Origin of the sequence: Bacillus hominis (genome assembly GCF_030348325.1) — a bacterium.
In the GTDB taxonomy this organism is placed as follows: domain Bacteria; phylum Bacillota; class Bacilli; order Bacillales; family Bacillaceae_G; genus Bacillus_A; species Bacillus_A hominis.
Genome location: NZ_JAUCFS010000005.1, coordinates 2807429 through 2832188, shown reverse-complemented (window position 1 = coordinate 2832188; position 24760 = coordinate 2807429). Strand labels below are relative to the sequence as shown.

General features: G+C 34.9%; 23 protein-coding genes and 1 pseudogene. 17 read left to right on the top strand and 7 right to left on the bottom strand.

Annotated elements, in window-relative coordinates:
- Nucleotides 1-140 precede the first annotated feature (140 nt).
- From QUF93_RS17145 to QUF93_RS17135, 3 genes are read right to left on the bottom strand one after another with little or no spacing between them, the layout of a single operon-like run.
- Nucleotides 141-1244, bottom strand: a complete 1104-nt coding sequence (locus QUF93_RS17145; RefSeq protein WP_289359595.1) for a Ger(x)C family spore germination protein — start codon at nucleotides 1242-1244, stop codon at nucleotides 141-143.
- Nucleotides 1241-2344 (bottom strand): GerAB/ArcD/ProY family transporter, encoded by a 1104-nt coding sequence (locus QUF93_RS17140; RefSeq protein WP_289359594.1) that lies wholly within the window; start codon nucleotides 2342-2344, stop codon nucleotides 1241-1243. The genes QUF93_RS17145 and QUF93_RS17140 overlap by 4 nt, the downstream gene beginning before the upstream one ends.
- Nucleotides 2345-2348: 4 nt before the next feature.
- Complete coding sequence (locus QUF93_RS17135; RefSeq protein WP_289359593.1) at nucleotides 2349-3896, bottom strand: spore germination protein; 1548 nt, start codon at nucleotides 3894-3896, stop codon at nucleotides 2349-2351.
- 334 nt (nucleotides 3897-4230) lie between these two features.
- Here QUF93_RS17135 and QUF93_RS17130 point away from each other — a divergent pair, with 334 nt between their 5' ends.
- Both QUF93_RS17130 and ppsA read left to right on the top strand, forming a co-directional pair.
- On the top strand, nucleotides 4231-4539 hold the full coding sequence (locus QUF93_RS17130; protein ID WP_289359591.1) for a YolD-like family protein: 309 nt from the start codon (nucleotides 4231-4233) through the stop codon (nucleotides 4537-4539).
- 131 nt (nucleotides 4540-4670) lie between these two features.
- On the top strand, nucleotides 4671-7277 hold the full coding sequence (ppsA, locus tag QUF93_RS17125) for a phosphoenolpyruvate synthase (protein WP_289359590.1): 2607 nt from the start codon (nucleotides 4671-4673) through the stop codon (nucleotides 7275-7277).
- A gap of 67 nt (nucleotides 7278-7344) precedes the next feature.
- Here the strand turns inward: ppsA and QUF93_RS17120 are convergent, their stop codons facing one another.
- The gene (locus tag QUF93_RS17120) at nucleotides 7345-7962 is read right to left on the bottom strand and encodes a TetR/AcrR family transcriptional regulator (RefSeq protein ID WP_289359589.1); all 618 of its coding nucleotides are present in this window, start codon (nucleotides 7960-7962) and stop codon (nucleotides 7345-7347) included.
- Nucleotides 7963-8133: 171 nt separating this feature from the next.
- On the opposite strand from QUF93_RS17120, the gene QUF93_RS17115 reads away from it, so the two are divergent.
- The 4 genes from QUF93_RS17115 to QUF93_RS17100 all read left to right on the top strand — a co-directional run bounded on the left by QUF93_RS17115 (nucleotide 8134) and on the right by QUF93_RS17100 (nucleotide 11989).
- On the top strand, nucleotides 8134-9315 hold the full coding sequence (locus QUF93_RS17115; RefSeq protein WP_289375758.1) for a YhgE/Pip domain-containing protein: 1182 nt from the start codon (nucleotides 8134-8136) through the stop codon (nucleotides 9313-9315).
- 291 nt (nucleotides 9316-9606) lie between these two features.
- Nucleotides 9607-10581, top strand: a complete 975-nt coding sequence (locus QUF93_RS17110; RefSeq protein ID WP_289359587.1) for an S-layer homology domain-containing protein — start codon at nucleotides 9607-9609, stop codon at nucleotides 10579-10581.
- Between the two features lie 14 nt (nucleotides 10582-10595).
- Nucleotides 10596-11114, top strand: a complete 519-nt coding sequence (locus QUF93_RS17105; RefSeq protein WP_289360991.1) for a GNAT family N-acetyltransferase — start codon at nucleotides 10596-10598, stop codon at nucleotides 11112-11114.
- On the top strand, nucleotides 11111-11989 hold the full coding sequence (locus tag QUF93_RS17100; protein ID WP_289359586.1) for an aminoglycoside phosphotransferase family protein: 879 nt from the start codon (nucleotides 11111-11113) through the stop codon (nucleotides 11987-11989). Before QUF93_RS17105 ends, QUF93_RS17100 begins: the two co-directional genes overlap by 4 nt.
- A 50-nt stretch (nucleotides 11990-12039) precedes the next feature.
- Here QUF93_RS17100 and QUF93_RS17095 read toward each other — a convergent pair whose 3' ends face one another.
- The gene (locus QUF93_RS17095) at nucleotides 12040-13848 is read right to left on the bottom strand and encodes an S-layer homology domain-containing protein (protein WP_289359585.1); all 1809 of its coding nucleotides are present in this window, start codon (nucleotides 13846-13848) and stop codon (nucleotides 12040-12042) included.
- 240 nt (nucleotides 13849-14088) lie between these two features.
- On the opposite strand from QUF93_RS17095, the gene QUF93_RS17090 reads away from it, so the two are divergent.
- The 4 genes from QUF93_RS17090 (at nucleotide 14089) to QUF93_RS17075 (ending at nucleotide 18532) form a co-directional block, all read left to right on the top strand.
- The gene (locus QUF93_RS17090) at nucleotides 14089-15417 is read left to right on the top strand and encodes a YjiH family protein (protein ID WP_289359584.1); all 1329 of its coding nucleotides are present in this window, start codon (nucleotides 14089-14091) and stop codon (nucleotides 15415-15417) included.
- Between the two features lie 112 nt (nucleotides 15418-15529).
- Nucleotides 15530-16117 (top strand): GNAT family N-acetyltransferase, encoded by a 588-nt coding sequence (locus QUF93_RS17085; RefSeq protein WP_289359583.1) that lies wholly within the window; start codon nucleotides 15530-15532, stop codon nucleotides 16115-16117.
- Nucleotides 16118-16447: 330 nt separating this feature from the next.
- Nucleotides 16448-17080, top strand: a complete 633-nt coding sequence (locus QUF93_RS17080; RefSeq protein WP_002120457.1) for a YdcF family protein — start codon at nucleotides 16448-16450, stop codon at nucleotides 17078-17080.
- A gap of 303 nt (nucleotides 17081-17383) precedes the next feature.
- The gene (locus QUF93_RS17075; protein WP_289359582.1) at nucleotides 17384-18532 is read left to right on the top strand and encodes an acyl-CoA dehydrogenase family protein; all 1149 of its coding nucleotides are present in this window, start codon (nucleotides 17384-17386) and stop codon (nucleotides 18530-18532) included.
- Nucleotides 18533-18714: 182 nt separating this feature from the next.
- Here the strand turns inward: QUF93_RS17075 and QUF93_RS17070 are convergent, their stop codons facing one another.
- Nucleotides 18715-19185 carry a hypothetical protein gene (locus tag QUF93_RS17070; protein ID WP_289359581.1) on the bottom strand — a complete coding sequence of 157 codons (471 nt, stop codon included), beginning with the start codon at nucleotides 19183-19185 and terminating at the stop codon, nucleotides 18715-18717.
- Between the two features lie 188 nt (nucleotides 19186-19373).
- Between QUF93_RS17070 and QUF93_RS17065 the strand changes: the two genes are divergently transcribed.
- The 6 genes and pseudogenes from QUF93_RS17065 to QUF93_RS17040 all read left to right on the top strand — a co-directional run.
- Entirely contained in the window at nucleotides 19374-20051 is a 678-nt protein-coding gene (locus QUF93_RS17065) for a copper homeostasis protein CutC (protein ID WP_289359580.1), read from the top strand.
- A 102-nt stretch (nucleotides 20052-20153) separates the two neighbouring features.
- Entirely contained in the window at nucleotides 20154-20705 is a 552-nt protein-coding gene (lepB, locus tag QUF93_RS17060) for a signal peptidase I (protein WP_002120448.1), read from the top strand.
- A gap of 441 nt (nucleotides 20706-21146) precedes the next feature.
- Complete coding sequence (locus tag QUF93_RS17055; protein WP_289359579.1) at nucleotides 21147-21647, top strand: sigma-70 family RNA polymerase sigma factor; 501 nt, start codon at nucleotides 21147-21149, stop codon at nucleotides 21645-21647.
- Nucleotides 21637-22662, top strand: a complete 1026-nt coding sequence (locus QUF93_RS17050; protein ID WP_289359578.1) for an anti-sigma factor — start codon at nucleotides 21637-21639, stop codon at nucleotides 22660-22662. Before QUF93_RS17055 ends, QUF93_RS17050 begins: the two co-directional genes overlap by 11 nt.
- Complete coding sequence (locus tag QUF93_RS17045; RefSeq protein WP_289359577.1) at nucleotides 22644-22955, top strand: hypothetical protein; 312 nt, start codon at nucleotides 22644-22646, stop codon at nucleotides 22953-22955. The genes QUF93_RS17050 and QUF93_RS17045 overlap by 19 nt, the downstream gene beginning before the upstream one ends.
- Nucleotides 22956-22958: 3 nt before the next feature.
- A pseudogene (locus tag QUF93_RS17040) lies at nucleotides 22959-23117 on the top strand (DNA alkylation repair protein); the annotation flags it as partial.
- 212 nt (nucleotides 23118-23329) lie between these two features.
- Here the strand turns inward: QUF93_RS17040 and QUF93_RS17035 are convergent.
- Nucleotides 23330-23740 carry a hypothetical protein gene (locus QUF93_RS17035; RefSeq protein WP_289359576.1) on the bottom strand — a complete coding sequence of 137 codons (411 nt, stop codon included), beginning with the start codon at nucleotides 23738-23740 and terminating at the stop codon, nucleotides 23330-23332.
- Between the two features lie 261 nt (nucleotides 23741-24001).
- Between QUF93_RS17035 and QUF93_RS17030 the strand changes: the two genes are divergently transcribed.
- Nucleotides 24002-24754: an IclR family transcriptional regulator gene (locus QUF93_RS17030; RefSeq protein WP_002120446.1), complete on the top strand. Its 753-nt coding sequence runs from the start codon at nucleotides 24002-24004 to the stop codon at nucleotides 24752-24754.
- The last annotated feature ends 6 nt before the right edge of the window (nucleotides 24755-24760 follow it).

Below are 24760 nucleotides of genomic sequence, written 5' to 3'. Positions count from 1 at the left end.
AACAAAAAATATACATGTATTTGTTTTTTGGGGGTTGCTTTTCTTAGCTTGATGGTCACAGGGGACTCCTATTAAAGAAAATTCCCATTCTAAAATTGAAGATACTTGTAAATTTAGTACGAATCTAAGTTGAACTCCTTTTACTTAATTGTCCCCATCGCACCAATTTTTACATTTACCTTGACGTTTACATCGCCCTTTGCTAATGCATTATTCCATTTGTTTTGGACTTTTTTCCATTCTGGATATGTATAAGTTCTTGCGTATCCCCCAAGCCCAATAGGATCAATATTCGCATCTTGTATTTTCTTTATTACTTGCTTGAAATCTTCTTCTAATTTCGTTTCAATTGCCTTCTGTAATTTCGCTGCATCCTTTCTTGTATTGAACGTAAAAAGCCTTTCTGTTATGCCTACTTTCATCTTTATATCTGTATCAAATATAAATTTATTGTCATATCTTGCCTTTGTTTTCACTTTAATACTATAGACAGCAAAGCTCATCCAATCTTTTTCCTTACTATCAGACTTTAATTTAATTGGAATTGTAAATGAAAACTCACCGGTAGTTCTTTGTTGCAAAATACGTAATAGTTTATTTTCATCGGGATTTAGTGTTAATTTATACTTCCCCTTTTCATCCAATAAAGCTGTACCTGTTACAAATATTTTATTTGTTTTTTTTATCTCAGTAATATTTGCCGTTTTCCCTCTGTCCATCATTTGTTCATCTAGTTCTTGAAGATTTGTTTTTACTGTGATATTTCTTAAAGCTGCCGTCTCAACTAGCTTTGTTAAATATAAAGGAAGCCGTGGCTTATCTTTTTGTTTATAAAAAAAAACGTCCGAAACAGGTCCATCTACAGCAATAACTCTTGTGGTAACTGTATTTTTAGGATCTCGATAAAATGGATCAAGATTCTTTATCCAGTTTTTCTTTTTCAGTAATCGTTTTCCAACTAAAATAACTTGCATTTTGCTTCCCGAGGTAAGTGAGAAAACAGTAGCATCAAATTTGTCTCTAGCATTTCGAATCGTAGTAGCTTTTACACCGACAATTTCTTCTTTGATCTTTGCTTCTTTATTAAAAACAGGGCTTGACTTGTAAACCAACAAATTATTATTACGATCTAAGTCGATGCCAAGAGCAAGGGAAAGAGAAACATCTTCAATATTGGTTTGGTCATAGCATCCAGTCATCATAAATACCGATATCAAAATACAACATAATACTTTTCTTTTCAATGTGTTCTCCCCCGATGCAGCTTCTCATATAACCAGCCATACATCAATAAAATGATAGGCAATATATAGGTTAATACTACCCCCGTATTCGAAAATACTTGTTGCCAAGTTTCAGCTTGATTCCAACTAGGGCGAGTCCAAAATACGAAACCGATAATAAGCAATAAGAGAACAACTACATGAGAACTGTGATCTTGTTTCCCAAGTAATTTGCTCGAACAAAACACCGAACAATATAGGGCAGGAATCCAAGATGTGGAAACAATTGTTAAGTATGCAGCCAATAAAATCATGTCAAAGCGTTCTAAAAAACGAAACTCAATTACTTTAAGTAAATTTAGTACTGGTTGATTAAATTGAGTAATACTATCTGGACTAAAATAAGCGAAACAAACAATAGTAGCAAATAAATAGAATAACATCGTTAAAGTGTTCGCAATAATCATTCCATGGACTGCATACTGCTTTTTTTGTAAAAATGGATATAAAAAGAAAGCAATATCAAACCCTAAATATGCAAAAATAGTGGTCGGTACAGCCGTGAATACAGACTTCCACCCCTCTTTTAAAATCGGAAAGAATGGCATCCAACTTCCGCTTTCTTTAAGAGGTATTAAAAAGAATAATGGTATCCAAAGCATCATATAAAAATTAAGTTCGGAATACCGCCCTATAATACGGGGGCCGTTACGTGCAACAAGCAATGTAGGAATCGAAAACAAAAAGATAACGATATAATCTGGTGTTTTCGGAAGAAGCCATCCCTTAAGATAAAGCATAGCGTTCACTAGAACGATGCAAGAATAAAAAGCGAAGTACATCATATAAGCAACAACGAATGCTTTCCCTACTATTTTCCCAAAAAATCGTATAAGAATTTCATAAATTGTATCATCAGGATATTTTGCAGCTGTTTTCACGATAAAAACACCTGATATTGTAGAGAATAACCAGCCAATCACTATGGCTATCCAACCATCTGTTCCAGCTTTTTCTGCAAGCACACGAGGAAGAGATAGAACGCCAGTGGCGACCTGCATTCCATTAATTAAAAAAATATACTGCATAAGCGTGATGTCATTAGAGGCATATTTTTTCATAGTTTCACCTTTTATTATGATTCTTTCCTTGTCGAATAGATTGAATAGCTCCTGTACCGTTCGATCGTTTTCTTATCGCCCATAAAGGAAAACGCACAAAAGTATCTTTCATATCTCCAAAGCGAAACGGTGCTAAGGGTGTTCCATAAGGGGTTCCTAGCGATTCAAGAGTGATAAAATGCCCAAGTAATGTCATCCATCCGATTACCAATCCTACAATTCCAAATAATGCAGCTAAGATCATCATTGGAAATCGTAAAAGTCTAACTGCGGATCCCATATCATAGTTAGGGATAATAAAAGATGATATGGCTGTAACGGCAACGACAATAATCATAATGTTACTTACAATTCCTGCTTGAACAGCTGCTTGTCCAATGATAATACCTCCTACAATTCCAACTGTCTGACCAATCGGGGTAGGCAAGCGTAAGGCCCCTTCTCTCATCGTTTCCAAAGTTATTTCCATAAGCAATGCTTCCATTACTGGCACAAAAGGTACGCGTGTCCTTGACTCTGCAATAGATAAATAAAGTTCTACAGGAATCACTTCAAAATTAAAAGAAATAAACGCAACATAACTCGCAGGCAAAAATAAAGCAACCATAAAGGCGATAAAACGAAGTATACGAATAAACGAAGCAACTAGCCATCTTGTACCATAGTCATCCACACCTTGAAAAAAGGAGATGAAATTTGTTGGAGCAATTAATACGTTAGGCGAATGATCCATTACAGTTACAAATCTACCCTGTAGTATGTGAGAGACTGCCAAATCAGGTCTTTCAGTTAATATAAATTGCGGAAACGGTGAATACGGGTTATCTTCAATAAATTCAATTAGCTCACTATTATTAGCTACTGCATCTACCGTAATATTTTGAATCCTTCTTTCCAATTCATTTAGTACATCTTCAGAAGCTACATCTTGCAAATATAAAATAGAAATCTTAGTTTTACTTCGCACACCTATTACTAATTCTTTTATCATTAATTCACGATGCGGAATGTACCTTCGAATCATCGCAACATTTTGAGCTCCCGTTTCTATAAACCCTTGATGTGCACCTTTTAAAGCTATTTCGTTACGAGCATCTTCAATGTTCCTTTGTGGCCATCCTTTCGTGTCCAATTGACGAACCGTCGTTTGGCCGTTAATCAATAGTACACTATCCCCTGTTAAAATAGCCGTTTCAATCTCGTTCCACGTACTAATCATTTTAACTTGACCTAAAGTAATGGGAAGTTCCTTATTAGCATTAAAATCACTGTTCATTAAAGGACTTAAAACGTTATTTTGAATTAATTGTTTATCTGTTAATCCTGATAAATATACTAAAGCGGCTTCTAATCCAGATTCTGTTATTTGAAACCGCCGAATCACTAGATCAGGTGATTGATGGAATATATTCTGAAGATCAGTTATGTTTTTCGATAAATTAGCTTCTAAGAGAGAATCCTCAATATTTTTTGGGGGAACAGGAGTATCGTTTCGTATTGAAAATGATTTAGGGTTTTCTCTATATTTTAACCATTTCAGAAATTTAGCCATGACTTCCTCACCTTCTATGCACCTTCTATAGTATGTTTAGTATGCATATATGAAGAAAAAATATCCTAATAATTAGAGAGGTAACGCCAGACTTATTACTATATAACCTATGCAGTCATAAAAATAGCGCTCTAATTAAATAGTATGCAGACAAGTTTAGATTTGAAAGGTTCAAAGTCGATGTAAATGTTATTTGTTATTCAATAGGGAGAATATTGTATTAGGGGGAGGAATTTGACGTGCGTTATTTATGGGAGGCTCATTGTACATATACATGTGTACAATGATTGGGATATTCATATTCCTATAAAACTTGAAAAAATGTCTTGATAAAATGGTGAAGTGGCAACCGTTCGCCAGTATGCCAGAGCAGTTTGCAGTGATTAAAGAAATGATACATGAGCAAGCGAAAGCTTCGCGTCCAATCTTAACGCAAGATGCAAAAGAGGTGCTTGAAAACAAACTATTAACTTCATTTTTAGGTGAAGAAGAGGTTTTACTTACATATTATAAAAATGGCTATCTATATAAAAATTACATAACAGTAGCTGATATGAATCCAATAAATGAGACGATTATTTGTACAGATGCTTTTTGTAATAGGAGAATTTTTAAGTTTGTCGATGTAATTGAAGTGAATTAGAGGGGGGGAATGGAAGTGATGATCTTTTCCTAATTTAATTATATCATGTAATTTACGTTCAAAATAGACTGTTTCTTCTCATTTACTACTGCTACAATCAAGAACACATGCAAAATAAGGAGAGATGTTACATGAGTTCTTTCGTTCTCGATTTTCAGGAAATAGAAAACACACAGCTTTCGCTCGTTGGTGGAAAAGGATTGAATTTAGGGGCGTTATCAAACGTTCAAGGGATACAAGTGCCAGAAGGATTTTGTGTTACAACGGTAGGGTATCAACAAGCCATCGAACAAAATGAAGCGTTTCAAACTTTGTTGCAGCAGCTAACAAAGTTGAAAAGTGAAGACCGAGCTCAAGTTGGTGAAATTAGCAGGAAGATTAGAGAAATCATTATGGAAGTAGACATTTCTTCTGATGTTGAGGAATCTGTGGCTTATTATCTCTCACGTTTTGGCGATGAGCATGCTTATGCAGTGCGTTCGAGTGCTACTGCTGAAGATTTACCATATGCCTCGTTTGCAGGTCAACAAGATACGTATTTAAATATCATCGGAAAAGAAGCGATCTTGCAGCATATAAAAAAGTGCTGGGCTTCCCTATTTACAGATCGAGCAGTCATTTACCGAATGCAAAATGATTTTGAACATAGCCAAGTTTCTATATGTGTTGTCGTTCAAAGAATGGTTTTCCCGCAGGCTTCGGGAATTTTATTTACTGCTGACCCGATTACTTCTAACCGAAAGGTGCTATCAATTGATGCAAGTTTTGGACTTGGTGAGGCATTAGTAGCAGGCTTAGTATCTGCTGATAATTATAAAGTAAAAGAAGGCGAAATCGCCGGTAAGATGATCGCAACGAAAAAATTGGCTATCTATGCCTTAAAAGAGGGCGGAACAGAGACGAAACAGATTGATCCGACTCAGCAAAAGATTCAAACACTGTCTGAACAACAAATATTACAGCTAGCACAGATTGGAAGACAGATTGAAGCTTATTTCGGTTGTCCGCAAGATATTGAATGGTGTTTAGTTGGTGATACATTTTATATTGTCCAAAGCAGGCCAATCACGACTTTATATCCAATTCCAGAAGCAAATGATCAGGAAAATCATGTGTATGTATCGGTCGGTCACCAACAAATGATGACGGATCCTTTGAAACCATTAGGGATGTCTTTATTCCAGTTAACATCCTTTGGACCGAGGTTTCAAGCTGGAGGAAGGTTGTTTGTTGATGTTGCACAAAGATTGGCTTCGCCTACTGGTCGAGAAATGTTATTAAATACAATAGGGAAATCGGAGCCGCTTATTAAAGATGCATTAACGACTGTAATAGAGCGAGATAATTTTATCAAATTGTTACCGGATGATGAAAAAGAAAAGAGTCTTAGTAAAAGTATGCCACCTGTAAGTTCGCAACCACAAATCGAAATCGATCCGGCAATCGTTACGGATTTAATAAAGAATAATCAAGCATCGATCGAAGAGTTAAAACAAACCATTCAAACGAAATCAGGATCAGAGGTACTTGATTTTATTTTAGAAGATATCCAGCAATTAAAGAAAATATTATTTCACCCGCAAAGTATGGCTGTAATTATGGCAGGTATGGATGCTTCATCATGGATTAATGAAAAGATGGAGCAATGGCTAGGGGAAAAAAATGCAGCAGATACACTTTCTCAATCTGTACAAAATAACATTACGTCAGAAATGGGTTTAGCATTAATGGACGTTGCAGATGTGATTCGCCCTTATCCAGAAGTCATTGAATATTTGCAGCATGTAAAAGATAATAGCTTTTTAGATGAACTAGTTAAGTTTGAAGGCGGAGAAAAAGTTCGAGATGCGATTCATGCTTTTCTGAATAAATACGGAATGAGATGTAGCGGAGAAATTGATATTACGAAAACGCGCTGGAGTGAAAAGCCAGCTTCTATTATCCCGATGATTTTAAATAATATAAGAGACTTTAAAATCGGTGCTGGTAAGCGGAAATTTGAAGAAGGGCTGCAGGAAGCTTTGAAAAAAGAAGAAGAGTTATTAGAGCGATTGCAGCACTTGCCAGAAGGTAAACAAAAAGTAGAAGAGACGAAGCGAATGATTTGTAACATCCGGAATTTCATCGGTTATCGAGAGTACCCGAAATACGGCATGATTAATCGTTATTTCATATATAAGAAGGCGTTACTGAAAGAAGCTGAGCAACTTGTGCAGAGCGGTGTTATTCATGAAACCGATGATATATACTATCTAACTTTTGAAGAGCTTAACGAAGTCGTTCGTACAAATAAACTGGATTACAAAGTCATCAATAATCGAAAAAATGAGTATAAATTATATGAAAAACTAACGCCCCCGCGCGTTATTACGTCTGATGGTGAAATCATTACAGGTAAGTACAAACGAGAAAATCTCCCTGCGGAAGCAATCGTAGGTCTGCCTGTTTCTTCAGGTGTGATAGAGGGGAGAGCTCGCGTTATATTAAACATGGAAGATGCGGATTTAGAAGATGGAGATATATTAGTTACCGCATTTACGGACCCTGGCTGGACGCCATTGTTTGTATCTATAAAAGGTTTAGTAACAGAAGTCGGCGGGCTTATGACACACGGAGCAGTTATCGCACGTGAATATGGATTACCAGCAGTTGTTGGGGTGGAGAATGCTACGAAATTAATAAAAGATGGGCAACGAATTCGGGTACATGGAACAGAAGGGTATATTGAAGTGTTGTAATTGAGCGTTAGATAAATAAAAAGATCATCCGCTATTATAGTGGATGATCTTTTATTATATAGCTGGCTTATTTTTTTAAGCCAGCTGCATAAAAAGGTCCATGAACTGCGATTGTTGATAAAATACGAGCAATTTCCTCCGGTGTTTCTTTTTGCCCACTATTTAACCATTGCTGAATGACACCTATATGAGCAGATGCCATATAAGAAGCTAAGTATTGGCTTGGAACAAGTAAATTCTCTTTCTTAATGAGAGCATCATTCGTATCTTCAAACAGTGTTTTCCACATAAAGTCTTTCAGTTTTGTTTGGAAAGATAAATCTCCTTTTGGGCTAAGTACAGCTTTTATAAAATCACTATTTTCGTTTAGAAATTCAAGTATAGAAGCGATAAGTACAAATGGAGTCGTTGGGGAAGGGTTTGACCCAAGATCCGCAATCACTTCCGGAAATTTCTTTTTTGCAATGCTAGACATCTCATACATAATTTCTTCTTGGCATTTCGTCATTAAATCAAATTTATCTTGATAATGCGTATAAAACGTACCGCGATTTATGTTCGCTTTCGTTGTAATATCTTTTACTGTAATGGCGTCAAAGCCTTTTTCTTCAATTAATTCCACAAATGCATTTCGTATTGCCGTTTTCGTACGAATCACGCGTAAATCTAAATTACTATCTCGCAAAGTATGTCCCTCCTAAATTTTTTCAACATATTTATCAAATGTGTCTTATAACCGACACATTCGCGGTTTTTGATTATTGTATAAGGTTCAACGCAAACATATAATTCAAAATATAAATAAACAACACGTTGTTCGCTTATTGTAACTGAAATTAAAGGAGGGGAAAAGAAAATGTTTAAAAATAAACTGTTATTATTATCACCAGTTATTGCCCTACTTGTCGTTTTTACTTTTTCATTAACATTATTCCCAACAGTTCAACCTCAGCCAAAAAACTTGCCAATTGCAATTGTGAATGAGGATCAAGGATTAGAAATTCCGAATCAACCTAAAATGAATATGGGTCAAAAAATCGTTGATACGATGAAAAAATCATCGAAATCAGATGAAGAACCTGCGGTGAAATGGATAGAAGTAAAAAATAAAGAAGCCGTTCAAAAAGGTTTAAATAATAAAGAATATTATGCAGCATTAGTCATTCCGAAAGAGTTTAGTGCAAAACAAGCATCGTTACGAACATCACAGCCATCTTCACCAGAGGTAGAAATATTTATTAACCAAGGAATGAATACGGCAGCGTCAACTATGGCAGGGCAAATATTAAATGGCGTAGTTGATAATATGAACAATACTGTTCGTACTGGGCTATTAGAAGGATTGAAAGCAAAAGGAGCTACTTTAACAACAGATCAAGTTTCAAATGTAGTAACACCTATTACGAAGAAAGTAACGAATGTAAATGAGGTCGGAAAAAATAGTGCGAACGGTAATTCTCCGATTTCTTTATTTCAACCGTTATGGATTGCAAGTTTAGCAAGCGCAGCAATTATCTTTATTGCGATAAGTAAAATGCCAATCAGCACACGAAAAGAGAATGTTGTATTAAAAATGAAACAAATTGTAGTGGGGGCTATTGAAGCGGTTGTAATTGGATTTGGTCTTACGTGGATTGCAGATGGAATGGTAGGATTAAATATTTCGAATTTCACGGATACGGCTTTATTTTTATCAATTACTTCTTTTAGTTTCTTCTTAATGATTTCGGCGGTCCTTTCATTAGTTGGACTAAAGGGTATAGGTATATTCGCTCTACTACTTTTCTTTGGGGCACCGCTATTAGCATTAGCACCTGAAATGATGTCCTCGTTTTATCGAGATTGGATTTACTCTTGGTTACCAATGCGATTTATGATTGAGGGATTACGGGAAATATTCTTCTTCGGAAAAGGATTAAGTTGGAATACACCAGTTATAGTGCTCGTTTGGATTGGTGTGGTGAGCATGGTTATCATACTTGGAAGTGCTTTAAAACGTAGTGTAGTAAAGGAACATAAAACTGAATTAAATGCTTAAAAAATAGTAGAGGAAAAACCGTTTCACTAGTAGTGGGGCGGTTTTTTTATGGAGAAATACAAGGAAGCTTATGTCGGTATGGTAGTGGTATGAAAGAGAAGTGAAATCCTTACTTTGTTAAGCGAAGTAGCGCAGTGGAAATAGATATTAAATGGGGATGGAGAACCCTTTGTTATTTGAATGTTTTTTTATTAAAAAACATTTGACGCGCGCACTTTAAATTAATATATTTATATAGAATGTGGATAATTTTAACAATTTATTATGTGGAATAAATTAGGGGGAAGAATTATGAATCTCAAAAATGTAATTGCAACAGGTTTAATCGCTACAACATTATTTGGGGCAACTACTGCTTATGCACAAACAAGCCGTTTTAACGATGTACCAAGTAATCATTGGTCTGAACAAGCAATAAATTATTTGGCAGATAGGGGGATTGTTTCGGGTTACGGTAATGGAGCATATGGATTTGGTGATGATATTACCCGTGGACAAGTAGCATCTATTATGGCTCGCTATTATAATTTAAAAGAGAATGAGGCACAGACTACAAATTTTTCAGACATTAAAGGACACATGTTTGAAGGGAGTATTAAAGCTGTTACCGAAGTTGGAATCATGATTGGAAATGGCACTGATAAATTCCGACCAGATGATACGTTAACTCGTTATGAAATGGCAAAGATTTTACAAACTGCATTTAATTTAGAGATAAAAGGAAACGTACCATTTAATGATATTCCGAGTAATCATTGGGCTGAGGACGCAATTAAAGCTCTATATAGCAATGGGGTGACAAGTGGTATTGGGAATAACCAGTATGGCGGGCAATATGATGTGAAAAGAGAGCAGTTTGCGAAATTCTTGTACAATTCCATTTTTAAAGGTCAAAACCCAGAGGGAAATCATGATGTTAGGGGAGAATTAAAAAGGGAAGCTGAATCTCTCGGATTTTTCCTTAATAAAAATAGGTATACATATAACTTAATGGGCGCAAATGGCGATTCCGTTTTTAATGTCATGGATTTATATATAAATGATAGAGATGAATGGGAAGCAAAAATATATATTTATAGCGAAGATAGTGGTATGGAAGAATCTGTGAAACAATTTTTAAACATTCTTACTCCTACAAAAAGTGAGGAAATGTGGAAGCTTATTAATAGTAAAGGACCACATTATCAAGATTTTGAAATGGATGGAAGAAGAATTATTATTAAAAAAGATTCTGTTATAAGTGTATTGTTTGGTTATAAGGATTAATGTTTTTTAATAGAATGGTCAAAAATATGGAGAAGAACTATACAGTTAGAATTGCTTCAGAAGAAGATATTAATGTCGTTATTACTGTATTAAACGAAGTAGCACAGTGGTTAAAAGATAAAGAAGTGAATCAATGGCAATATCTTTTAGGAGAAGAAGCTACGACTGAAATAATAGAAGGTATAAAAGAGAAATATACGTATGTTGTACTAAATGAAGAGGAAGTTATCGGTACGTTTACAGTATCTCCTAAACAAAATGATTGGGATGAACACATTTTTGGTAAAGAGGGAGTCTTTGATTCGTTATATATTCATAGACTTGCGGTGAAACGGAAGTATAAAGGAAATGGGATAGGAGAAATGATATTAAAATGGATTGAAGAGAATGTACAGCGTGATAAAAAATATTTGAAGCTAGATTGTGTTGGACATAATCGTACGTTGAATGATTTTTACAAACGAAGTGGTTTTGAGTATCTTGGTAGTACAGAAGGACATAGTAAATTTCAAAAGAGAAGGAGAAGTGAATGAATCTAATTAACACAGATTTAATTGAAAAGTTAATACAAGAGCAATTTCCTAAATGGGCACATTTAGAAGTGAAACCTGTAAAATTTAGCGGACACGATAATAGAACGTTTCATTTAGGAGATCAGATGAGTGTAAGATTACCAAGTGATGCAGCATATGCACCGCAAGTTGAGAAAGAAAACAAGTGGCTGCCTATATTAAGTAAGGAACTTTCTTTACCAATTTCTGCACCAATTGCGAAAGGGAATCCGTCTGAAGAGTATCCGTGGCCTTGGTCTATTAATAAATGGATAGAAGGAGAGACAGTTACGAAAGAAAATATCCGTGACTTAAATGAATTTGCGGCGGACTTAGGGGCATTTTTAGTAGAATTGCAATCCATTGATGCGAGTAACGGACCAATTGCTGGAGCACATAATTTTTACCGAGGCGGGCTTATATCTGTATACGATAAAGAGGCAAGAACAGCCATTGAAAATAATAAGGATGTTTTTGATGAGACATTATTAAAGCATCTTTGGGATTTAGCACTTCGGTCAACATGGAACCGCAAACCAGTTTGGGTTCATGGGGATATAGCACCGGGGAACTTACTCATTAAAGATGGAAAGCTTTGTGCCGTAATTGATTTTGGTATATTAGGAGTAGGGGATCCTGCTTGTGATGCAGCGATGGCATGGACATTTTTTGATGAGAATAGTAGGAACGTATTTAAAAAAGTATTACGTATGGATGAAGAAACGTGGAATAGAGCGAGAGGGTGGGCACTTTGGAAGGCGTTAATTACATACGATGCGAATAGGGATAGTAATGAGAAAGTAGCCGAAGAATCGTATCGCATTATTCAAGTAATTGCTGATGATTATGGGATGTAATAGAAAAAGCCTATTTTGAATCATATGATCAAAATAGGCTTTTTACATTATTAATCGATACTTAAAGCTTTTTTACCCATTTGATTATAACTGTGCTCAAATCGGGATTTTACCATTGGTTGGTCTTTTTTACCGTCTAATGGGTCATTATAGTAAATGTTACGATCATCTACACCAGTTATGATAATAGTATGTGCATTTCTGTATCCATTTACGGTCTTTCCTTGAGGTGTTTGCCAAGTATGTTCTAGTTGCGGAGAAGTTATTTTGTTCCCTACCCACGCTACAACTGGTTTACCATTACGTACATAGCTTTCTAATACAGAGAAATCCTGTCCTGTTAAATCTGTACCTCTTGCATGTTTATCAAGTAATTGTTTCAATGGTGCTGGGTTAATAGAGTAACCATAGCTCTTTCCACTTACGTCACCAACGAATCCGATGTCTGGATCACCCCAAACTGTAACTTTTCCGTTTCCATCAGTCTTGCGTCGCGTTGTATCAAATGGCATTTGATTCGCAAATTCTACTTTATTTAATGAACGTCCTGTATAGTATTCTAAAAGCATTTGTAGTGAAACAACTGTACTTCCTTTTTGTAGTTCCGGCAATTGATTAATAGCAGGAACATTTAAGAGAAGCTTTGGACGTAAGAGATAAGACATATTTACCCATTTTGGTCCTTTGTCTGTACGAATTTGTACCCATCCGTCATCTGTCTTAGCTAATTCTTCTACGCCACCTTGTGGAGCGTACTTTCCAGATACTTTAGAAGAGAAATTAGGGCTATCGTAAGCGAAAAATTCTTTTGGTATGTACGTTAGTTCTTTTCCTTCACCTTCTTCTAAGTATGGATTCATCCATTGAAGACCCTCGCTAGTACGAATCTTTAACCAGATGCTATTTTCTTCAACGACTGTTACAGTTTGAGGGGGATATTTACCAACCACATATCCTGTTCTTGACGGTCTATCAAAGGTAACAAAATTTTTATCAATATAAACTTGTTTCTCTTGTAATGGTGTCCACTTTAACCCATGATCTGTAGCAATTTTAATCCATCCATTTTCAGATTCATCGAATACAGTAACGGTTTGTGGTGCATATTCAGCAAGTATACCTGAATGAAGAGAGGATTCAGGGTATATAAAATAACTTTTTTTCATAGTAACTTGTTTTAATTTAATTTCTTTATCTTTTGATTGATCTGTGCGAGCAACTAAACTTGCAGCTTCTGCACGGGTAATAGTGTTATCTGGATACCAATGACTACCACCATAACCCGCTGAAATACCAAGAGCAACAAGAAGATTGGCCGACTTTTCACTCCAGTGTCCTTTTAAATCTTGAAATACAGTAGGTAATAGTTCAGTAGATTTTTTGTCTAAGTTGTATGAATGAGCAAGCATAGAAGCCATAGCAGCTCTCGTTAGTTTTCCAGAAGGATTGAAATTCCCATTACCTACCCCTTTAATAATTCCAGCTTTCTCAACTGCAGCAATATGAGGAGTAGCCCAATGGTCTTGGGAGTCCTTAAATGATGGTTGAGCTGAAGCGTCTATTTGTAAGTTTAATATTTTTGCCATGATAATTGCGGCAGAAGCTCTATCGATTTCAAGGTTAGGTCCAAATGTACCGTCTGGCAGACCAGATAAAACTTTTTTCTTTACTAAATAATCAACAGATGGCTTTGCCCATCCAATAACATCAGGAAATTGATAGTAGTAATCGTCTTCATGAATTGCAGGCTGTGCATTACTCTTTTGTGTTACAGTTTCACTCACAGCTAAAGAACTAGAGGGGGCGATGAGAGCGCCAAGTAGCAGTGCGCTTGCCATAGTTATTTTTATTGTTTTCAATTGTACATTCTCCTTCTATTTTATGTAGGTTAATTTAATGAGTAAATTGACAAGAGGAAATGAATTGGTTACAAATCATATGTTTAAAATGTGTATATGTAACATTTACGAAGAATATTATATGATAATTTTCGGAAACTGACAATGGAAAAGTAAGATTATTACTTGTTAATTTTCAATTGAAAAGAAGGAATTTAATATAATTATACAGAATATTTAGATAATAGGAGGTGTCGAATTTTGAGTGAAATTGAATTGAAAAGTAATGTAATTAAGACAGGGCGAGAGAGAGGGATTATTCTTCGGTTTGTACTCGCTAGTTTAGTAGGTGTATTCATGTTTTTTGTTCCCGTTACGATAAACGGTGCTTCGTCTATTATGATTGATCATATCGTATCGTGGATTAGAGCTTCGGTTCCGAGCGTAGTACCTTATTACGCATTATTTGTAATGATAATTGGTGCGATTTATCCATTTTATACGAAAAAATGGAATGCATCTATTGTAGATATTTGTTTTTCTATTTTAAAAGTAGTAGGTGTTGTTTTTGGCGTATTATATTGTTTGAAAGTAGGACCAGCTTGGTTCTTTGCGCCAGATGTTGGACCGTTTTTGTATGAGAAGTTAGTTATATCAGTAAGTTTACTCGTCCCAATTGGCTCGGCATTTTTAGCGTTATTAGTCGGGTACGGATTGCTGGAATTTATCGGTACATTTTGCCGTCCGATTATGAGGCCGTTATGGAACACACCGGGAAGGTCGGCAATTGATGCGGTTGCTTCATTCGTTGGGAGTTATTCATTAGCCTTATTAATTACTAATCGGGTTTATAAAGAAGGAAAGTATACGACAAAAGAAGCAGCCATTATCGCTACAGGTTTTTCTACAGTATCCGCTACATTTATGATCATCATCGCCAAAACATTAGATATTATGCATTTATGGAATGTTTATTTTTGGACTACGCTTGTTGTAACATTCATCGTGACTGCTATCACCGTAAGAATCCCGCCACTTAGTAGAAAACCAGATACATATATTACGAAAGAAGGATTCCCAGAGCCAGTTTATAAAGAGAAAATGTTAGAACGAGCTTGGGAAGATGCATTAGAAGTATCAAAATCTGCACCGAGTATTATGAAAAATATCGCAGTGAATTTGAAAGACGGTTTTATAATGACGATGGGGATTTTGCCATCGATTATGTCAGTAGGATTAATTGGTATCGTCTTAGCAAAGTTTACGCCAATATTTGATTGGATAAGCTATATTTTTTATCCATTTACATGGGCTTTACAGCTTCCAGAAGCGGAACTAGCTGCTAAAGCAGCATCAGTTGGTATTGCAGAAATGTTTTTACCTTCTCTTTTAGTTGTAAGTGCACCGCTCGTGACAAAGTTTGTGATTGCGGTTGTTTCGGTGTCATCTATATTGTTTTTCTCCGCATCAATCCCTTGTATATTATCAACAGATATTCCGTTAAAAGTATCTGAACTTATTATTTTATATGTGCAAAGAACGATTTTAACGTTGCTTATTATTACGCCGATTGCGTACATACTTCTATAACGAATGAGCTCGCTTTAAAGAAAAGCGAGTTTTTTCACGATATTTGATTTATTATATATTAATAATACGTTATCAGTTTGTATGATATAGTTACAAGAGAGGAGGGGAATAAATGGAAATTATTCACGAAAGAGCAAAGTTACGGTTAATGGATAGCAATGATGTCGAAAAAATGTTTTCAATCGTGGAAGGAAATCGAGATATTTGGGCGTATTTAATCTCTAAAATGGATACTGTTCAAGATATGCAACAATATGTTCAAAAGGCGATAAAAGCGTATGGGGCAGGGAAGGATTTGCCATTTGTTGTTGTTGATCAAAAGACGAATGAAATAGTAGGGAGTACACGCTTATATAACATTTCAGTTGAAGATAAGACTGTGGAATTAGGGCAAACGTGGTATGACCCGAGTGTACAGCGTACGAGTATGAATACAGAATGTAAGTATATGTTATTACAATATGCTTTTGAAAAATTGCATATGCGGAGAGTACAAATAAAGACGGATGTACGAAATGAAAAAGCACAAAGAGCAATTGAAAGACTCGGCGCAGTAAAAGAGGGTGTACTTAGAAATGAAAGAAGATTGCCGAGCGGGCATGTTAGAGATGCAGTTGTATACAGTGTTATTGCAAGTGAATGGCCAGTTGTAAAAGAACGGTTATTAGAAAAATTAGAGTCGTATAAAGAAAAACGATAATTCATATTAAGAAAGGTGTATTGATCGTCAAGATGAAAAATATACCTTTTTTCTTACAAAACGGTTACTTCTTTTATTTACTTTTGTTTCATCATTCCATTATGATAAAAAATTCGTTACAATGTAGTTGTATGGTAATAAACTTATAAATTATACAAATGTAATGAAACCGCAAACGAAAAATGAATTGATAATCCTCAATTTTAAATGAAAACCCTTTAATGCATATATATGACAAGAAAAATTCCTTCTTTTAAACAAATTCAAACAAAATGATTTGATATATACGTTTTTATATAGAAGTATGGATGATGTACGGAGGCAGTTTAAATGAAAGAAAATAAGAAAAGTAAGAAAAGAAGAATCTTGCAAGTATTCTTGCTTATGATTTGTTCTATTATTTTATATGTAAGTTATGCAGCTTACGATATTTGGAGTTATCGCTTTAAAACAGATGATGGTGTGAAGACAGATGCTGGTATCGTGCTAGGAGCAGCTTCATGGAACGGAAAACCATCTCCTGTATTTAAAGAAAGAATTAATCATGCAATTTCTTTATATAAGAACGGTAATATTAAAAAGATTATTTTCACAGGTGGTACAAAGTTTGAGGCAGAGCTTGAGGAAGCTCGTACTGCTAGAGTGTATGCACTGAAACATGGTGTAAAAGAAGAGGATATTCTAATTGAAACAAAATCCCTTTTCACAGAGGAAAATTTAAAGAATGCAAAGCAAGTTGGAATAGAGAACGGAATACGCACATATACGATCGTGAGTGATCCACTTCATATGAAACGTGCGATGAAAATTGCAAAACATATTAAAATTGAAGCATATGCATCACCAACTCCAACGTCAGCGTATAAAACGTTAGATACAGAAATCCCCTTCTTTTTTAAAGAATTATGCTCGTATATTGGATATGTAACCTCTTTGCCACTGAAGGCATTGAAAGGGGATTAATGTAAGAAAAGAACCTATCCTTTTATAGGAACTTTTCTTATTGTTCAAAAGCATTGTATTTTTATCGGAATAGTGAAACAATAGAGAGGTAGCTTCATATAATCATAATGACAAAATGAACGGTTTATGAATCGAACATAAAGTGAAACTTTAATCAGTGGGGGGTCATCACACACTGATTATTAGCCTTCACCAATCGGGCGTTTATGGGCAGCAGGGCTCCCACCTAACTTCTTTGCTCCACCTGAATTTTGAGGTGGGAGTTTTACTGCTCACAAATAGCGGGATAAAGGAGATTATAGTATGGCACTCTCATTTGTTGAAACAGAAGAACAATCTTTAGTTATTGAACAAATAAATAAATTGATTCCGAAGTTCATGGAAAGAGAGCATCAACTAAGTGAATTAGGATCATTTCCGTATGAAAATATTAACAATTTGAAAGATATCGGATATACGAAATTAACGTTGCCAAAAGAATTGGGAGGCAATGCGATTTCTTTATATGACTTCGTTTTATTTCAAGAGAAAATAGCAGAAGGTTGCGGTGCGACCGCATTATCAATTGGATGGCACCTTGGCATTGTAAAGGAATTAGCTGAAAATCGCTCTTGGAATGAGGAAATGTTCACTTGGTTTTGTGAAGAAGTGCGTAATGGTGCGCTTTTTAATCGAGCAGCGACAGAGCCGAATACAGGTAGTCCTACGCGCGGCGGGAAACCAGAGACGTTAGCTGTCAAAAAAGGTGAGAAGTGGATTATAAATGGAAGAAAAACGTTTACGACAATGGCGCCAGTACTTGATTATTTTATCATTTCAGCAAGTATTGAAGGCAAAGAAGAAATCGGAGAGTTTGTCATTCCGAAGAATACGATAGGCGTGTCAATTGAAGAAACGTGGGATAGTATCGCAATGCGAGGAACTGCGAGCCATGATCTCGTTTTACAAAATGTAGAAATAGAGAACCGCTTTTTTACGGATGTATTGGGCGGGAAAGTGAAACAAAAGGGTATTGGCTGGTTGCTACATATACCAGCATGTTATTTAGGAATTGCACAATCGGCAAGAAATTATGCAGTTCAGTTTGCGGAATCATACAAGCCAAACAGTTTAAATCATTCTATTAGTTTATTACCGAATATTAGAAGATTAGTTGGAGAATTAGAACTTGAGCTTATGCAAGCTCGTGTCTTTTTATATCAAATTGCGAAAAAATACGATGAGGCAGAAGATAAATTATCATTGCAAGCCGAACTAGCAGCTGCGAAATATGTTGTAACGAACGCGGCAATATCTATTGTAGATAAAGCAATGCGCATTGTAGGCGCGAAAAGTTTATCAGAAAAAAATCCGCTTCATCGCTATTATTTAAACGTCAGAGCAGGACTACACAATCCGCCGATGGATGATGCAACACTTTCCATATTGGCGGATGCGGCGTTTCGGTCGTAATGAAGAAATATAAAGTCTGTTCCGTTCTGGAACAGACTTTTCGTTGCCGGGGAATCGAAATCCTAAGTTGAATCGTTGATATAATTCCATGTATTATATCATTGTTCAAAGAATAAGGAATTCTCGTTTTACACATTAAAAAGGCTATCCTTTTGATAAGAGGATAGCCTTTTTAATATGTTCTATAGTGGCTGTACTTCAAGATTCATACTACTTTCAGAACCATCTTGATTATGTGCAAATAACGAATAATCACCTGGTAAAGGATTGGTGATGAGTGAACGTAAAGTAAAGGATTTACTTTCATTTGGCTGTAACGTGTGTTTTACTAAACGATCTTCTTTGAATTTAATTGAATAGGTAAAACTGTTTGTACCGGTATTTTTAATCGTAATATTTAAGTCACCTTGGCCGCTAAAGTCAAAGCCTGTACCTGTGCCACCTTTGAATGTATGCGAATTATTAAATGAAGATGAATGAAATGTTCGGATTTCTTCTTTATTACTTGATGAAAGGGTAATAGTTTCTTTTTCTATACTTGAAGGTGAGGAATCTAGTTTTGTATTTGGCTTTGTTAATAAAGTAATCGTGCAAAGTGATGCAATTACAATAAATGAACTAGAGATAACGAACCGTTTTTTTGTAAGAAGCATATATTTTTCTCCCTTTATAAGAATATAAGAATGTATAATTACAAGAAAAACATAACATATATGCCATTTATTATCAATTTAATAAATCTTTCTTTTCACTCTTCTTTTTATAGTTTTAAAGGAGAAAGCTAGGTTTCTTATTTTTACTAATGTTATAATAAGAAAAAAGCACGAAAAGAGGTTATCTCATGCTAGAGGTTATTGCAACTTGTTTAGAAGATGTGAAGCGAATTGAAAAGGCTGGTGGAAATCGAATTGAACTCATTTCATCATATACAGAAGGTGGTTTAACACCGAGTTATGCGTTTATAAAAAAATCAGTAGAAGCAGTGCAAATACCAGTTCATGTTATGATTCGTCCGCATGCGAAGTCTTTTACATATACGGAAGAAGAAATTGAAATGATGAAAGAAGATATTGTAGTTGCTCAAAATCTTGGAGCTGCTGGTGTTGTATTAGGTGTATTAAACGAACAAAATGAAGTTGATGAAGAGAAATTAGCAGATTTATTATCTGTTGTAGATGGAATAAATGTAACGTATCATCGTGCGATAGATGATACAGAAAATCCAGTAGAAGCGATGAAATCTTTGAAAAAATTCAATAAAGTTACTCACGTGTTAACTTCAGGCGGACAAGGAAATGTAGTAGATAATATTCCGGTGCTCAGAGAGATGCAAAAGGAAAGTGAAGGGAATATACAGCTTGTTGTCGGAAGCGGAGTAACGAAAGAGAATGTAAAACAATTGCTAGATGAAACTGAAATTACGCAGGCACATGTAGGTACAGCGGTTAGAGAAGATAAGTCATGTTTTTCTGAGATTGACCTAAAGTTAGTACAAGAATTAGTGGGAACAATAAAGTGAAACTTTAATCAGAGGGGGTTTTGTCCATCCCACACTGATTATTAGCCCTCACCAATCGGGTTTTTACGGGATAAAGTAAGTATTTAAGAAAGAGGAGAAACGATGAAGACAAATACGAAAAAAGAATTGATCTCATGGATTAAAACGATAGGTATTACACTTGCGATTGCCTTTATCGTTCGTGGGGTGCTATTTACGCCGTCATTAGTACAAGGTGAGTCGATGATGCCAACTTTAGAAAATAATGAGCGAGTTCTCGTTAATAAGATTGGTTATAGTATAAACGGATTAGATCGTTTTGACGTTATCGTCTTCCATGGAAAAGAAGGGTACGATTTAGTAAAACGAGTAATTGGTTTACCAGGTGATACAGTTGAGTATAAAGATGATGTTTTATATGTAAACGGAAAAGCGATGGAAGAACCGTATTTAAAAGAATTTAAAGAAAAGGCGTCTGGCCGTGTATTAACTCCTGATTTTACGCTAGAACAAATCACAGGGAAAACGAAAGTGCCAGAAGGCCAAGTATTTGTTTTAGGAGATAATCGTGAAGTTTCTAAAGACGGTCGTATGTTTGGATTTATTTCAGAAGATGAAATTGTCGGAAAAGGACAAGCTGTTTTCTGGCCGTTGAAACAAGTAAGAGCGTTATAAAGCAAGTATGGGAGAAATATCCCTCCTGTCGATTTGAAATAAAGTCGCACCGTTTTATTCTTTTTGATTAAAGAAATCCAAGTGTGTTTGAATCAAATTTTTTTGTGAAACTGAATGTTCATTTAAGAAAAACAGAGGCTATTTTGATTATAATTTTTCAAAATGGCCTCTGTTTATTTATTGTAAAATATCGGTTCACATATTATTTTTAATCAAATTGTATTTCAAAATTACACTCCTTAAAAAAAGAAAAGCGACCGCAATGGTCGCTTTTCTTTTTTTAAGGAATTTACAGTTATAACATCTCGTATTTTGTTTATAATTGTAAATAGTTATTGGAATGTATAAATGTTATTTTTTTAAAAATAAAAAATATAAAAAGGAAAAATAATGCAACTTATTAACGCGCTTATTCGTGTTATATATGAAAGGAGGAGGGGGATGGAAATTGAAGAAATATATAAGCTTTATATAAACGATGTGTACCGGTATTTATTTTCCCTTTCTCGAAGCCATCACGTAGCGGAGGACTTGATGCAGGAGACTTTTTATCGGGCGTACCTTTATCTAGAAGACTATGAAAATCAAAAGGTAAAATCATGGCTTTTTAAAGTGGCATATCATACGTTTATTGATTTTATTAGAAAAGAGAAAAAAGTAGCTTTTGTAGGAACGGAGGAATTAGAGACAATACAAGCAGGTGAATCTACAGAAGAGTATGTAGTCGCAAAAAATAGTTACGAAAAATTAATTCAGATTATTCATACTTTACCTGTCGTAGAGGCACAAGCTATTTTACTATGTGACGTACATCAATTAACGTACGAAGAGGGTGCTTCTGTATTAGATTTAAAGTTAAACACGTATAAAAGTCACATATTTCGTGGGAGAAAGAGATTAAAACAATTGTTAAAGGAGGAAAAGAGTCAAAATGACAAATGATAAACCTCATTCTGAACAAGAAGATTATAAAGACTTGTTACAAGAAGCTCTTCATCAAAGGCCTGCTTCTCTTCCTGATGGAAAACAGGAGCAAGTGTTGAAAATAGGAAAAAAAAGAGCGCGTATTACGAACGTTTTAATTGTATTTACTTTTTTATTACTTATTCAACCTATTTTATATGTATCTACACTCTTATACTATGTATTTGCACCTACAAACGCAATGGAGATACGGAATGTAGTAAATCAAACGTTAAGTGTAACGGAACCCAATGTATTTATGAAAGAAAGAGACATGGAGCAAACGTTGTTACCGCTTAGTTTACAATTGCATTTTGATTTGTATAAAAGGGTAGGAAAGAAAGATATTCGAATAGGCGAAGAGAAAACATATTATTTATTAAGTAAAGCAACGAAAGTAAGCCGTGAATATACAACAGATGAAAAAATTCCAGAAGTCTCATATATAGATAACGAGGTATTGTCTCATCCTAATAATTATAATGTGTCTTATAATAGTAGCGAAGAAGCGCAGGTATTAAAAGGTCTTCCTCAAGAATCTGTTGTAGAAGCATTTGTATCTTTTAGAGAATTATTAAGTGTACAAGAGGTAGAGAACATGTTTCCTACTATTGATATTGTTTGGTATGCCGTGAATACAGGATTAGAGGAGAAGCAAAAGAATGATGAGGGTATGTATGTGGCCCCGATTGGTTTTCCAGCAGATATGATTTCAACAAGTCCAAGTGGTCCTTTTTTGAGTGATTCGCCTCACGAGGAACAATTTATTGGTGTGTTAAAGTCATTACAAAAGCATGAAAATTTAGCGGTGAAGCTATCTAGATCGAAAACATTAGAGTTGTCAAAGCGTATTTCTTTTCTTGAAAAAAATGGGATAAAAACATACGGGGCAGTTGTAACTGGACCTAAAGGAGAAGTTGAAAAATTGATGAGCCATGAAAAGGTTAGAAAATTGAAAGTAGGTGAAGCGAGGTTATGGAATTGGCATTCTTAAAAAAAAGAAAGAGTCATATTTATAAACAGGAAACGTGGATGGGGATTATTTCATTAATTATCGCCTTTCTAGCGTTATTGTATTTGAACATTACATTGCTTATTCAAGAAACATTTATAGGTGAAGGTTTTCGGCAAATAGTTGGAGTTGGATTATTGTGTTCAGTCGCAGGCATGCTCACAAAAAGCAAAAGTCGAAAATATGCACTGTGGGCATGTAGTTTATTTGTTTTTATGATACTGTTTGCTGTATTTGGATTTATGTTAGGTTGGATGATAAGCTTTACGCCATAAATATATGTCCAAGATTCAGTTGGAAACTGGTTAAATGATGCAAGTAAAACCAAACCGGATTGGGTAATCAACCTGTGTGAAGAATGGGCAAAGGATACTGGCATAAAATCAACTAGTAGAATTATTAAAAAGGCTAAAAGAACAATCTTGAAAAACAATTAACGTTCAATTAATAGACTTGTTAGTTGAACAAGGGAAACAAATAATCAATCATGTTAAAAAAAGAATAATTTGAATAACTATTAGAAGAGCATGTTTTGAACAAAGATTGTTCAAAACATGCTCTTTATATTTTCTTCTATATCAGTGTTATTAATGTAAGTTGATAACACTTTATTTCAAATCTACACTTACATACTGTATTATTGAAATTTTTAATCTAACGGTTTTGTAGCAATGTGAACTTTGGAAAGTGAACCATCATTATTTCTAAAAACAATTTTATATTCACCGTCAGGAAGCCAATCAGTCCAGTGAATATTGAACTCACTTATCGCTTGTTCCCCAGGTTTTAAAGTTCCGTCAATCATCCAAGAACCTTTAGCGTTATATAAAGTGTAACGAAAAGGAGAGTCACCTATATTTTGCACAAGAACGCTTAAGTTATCTCCTCCAAAATATTTGAAACTATAAGTGCTTGATCCGAAAAAGGCAACGTTGTTGTCATTGATGAGACGTTGTTCAATTTGAGAGCTTAAATTAGTATCTTCATTTGTCGCAAATGTTACATTACACCCTATACAAAAAGATAGCATAATTGTAGGAATCACTAGCAGTCTTTTCAAAAGAAACACTCCTCACATTTTGTTGTACATTACTAAATTAAATAATAAACGATATAGATTAAATGAATAATAATTAGATATAAAAATTTACAAATATATTTAATTATTTACGTTTTTTTAAAATGACTGACAAAATTTAGCGGAGGATGTACGTGAAAAATATATTGATAGAATTTAAAGAATATTTTATAATTTAAAATTATAAGTTTGTTTCGAAAAACGGAATTTAAGTTCCGAATTTCGGAACTTAAAGGAGATAGGATGAGTATAAATAAAACGGCAGTTAAGACAATGGATATTTTGGAATTGTTTTATGAGCATGAAGAGCTAAGTTTAACAGAGATGGTTCAGCTTACAAATATGCCGAAAACATCTGTTTATCGTTTAATTGGCTCGTTAGAAGAAATGGACTTTTTACAAAAAACAGAAAAGGGAAAGTATCGTCTCGGAGTCGTTTTTTTACGATTTGGTCAACTTGTTTCACAAAGGTTATCCGTAAGAAATATTGCGATACCTTATATGAAAGAGCTTAGAGATAGTTTAGGGCAAGCAGTAAATTTAATTATTCAAGATGGTAATGATGCAATTTATGTTGAGAAGATGGAAGGAGTTCAGCCGGTACGTGTTTATACGGCGGTTGGAAGAAGGGCTCCACTATATGCTGGTGCATGTCCTAGAATTTTACTATCGTATTTTTCAGAGGAAGAGAAAAGAAAGTACGTAGAGGAAACAGATTTAAAACAGTTTGCAGATGGAACGATCGTGAATAAAGAACATTTACTAGAAGTGTTACATATGGCAAAACAAGCTGGATATACAATTAGTTATTCTGAATTAGAAAATCATACAGCGGCTATAGCAGCACCAATTTTTGCAAGTGATGGAACTGTTGTAGCGGGTATTAGTATTTCAGGTGTAGCAATTGAGTATAGCGAAAGTAACATTTCATATTTTACTGCGAAAGTGAAAGAAACAGCATACCGCATTTCGAAAGAACTCGGCTTTTGGGCATAGAAAGAG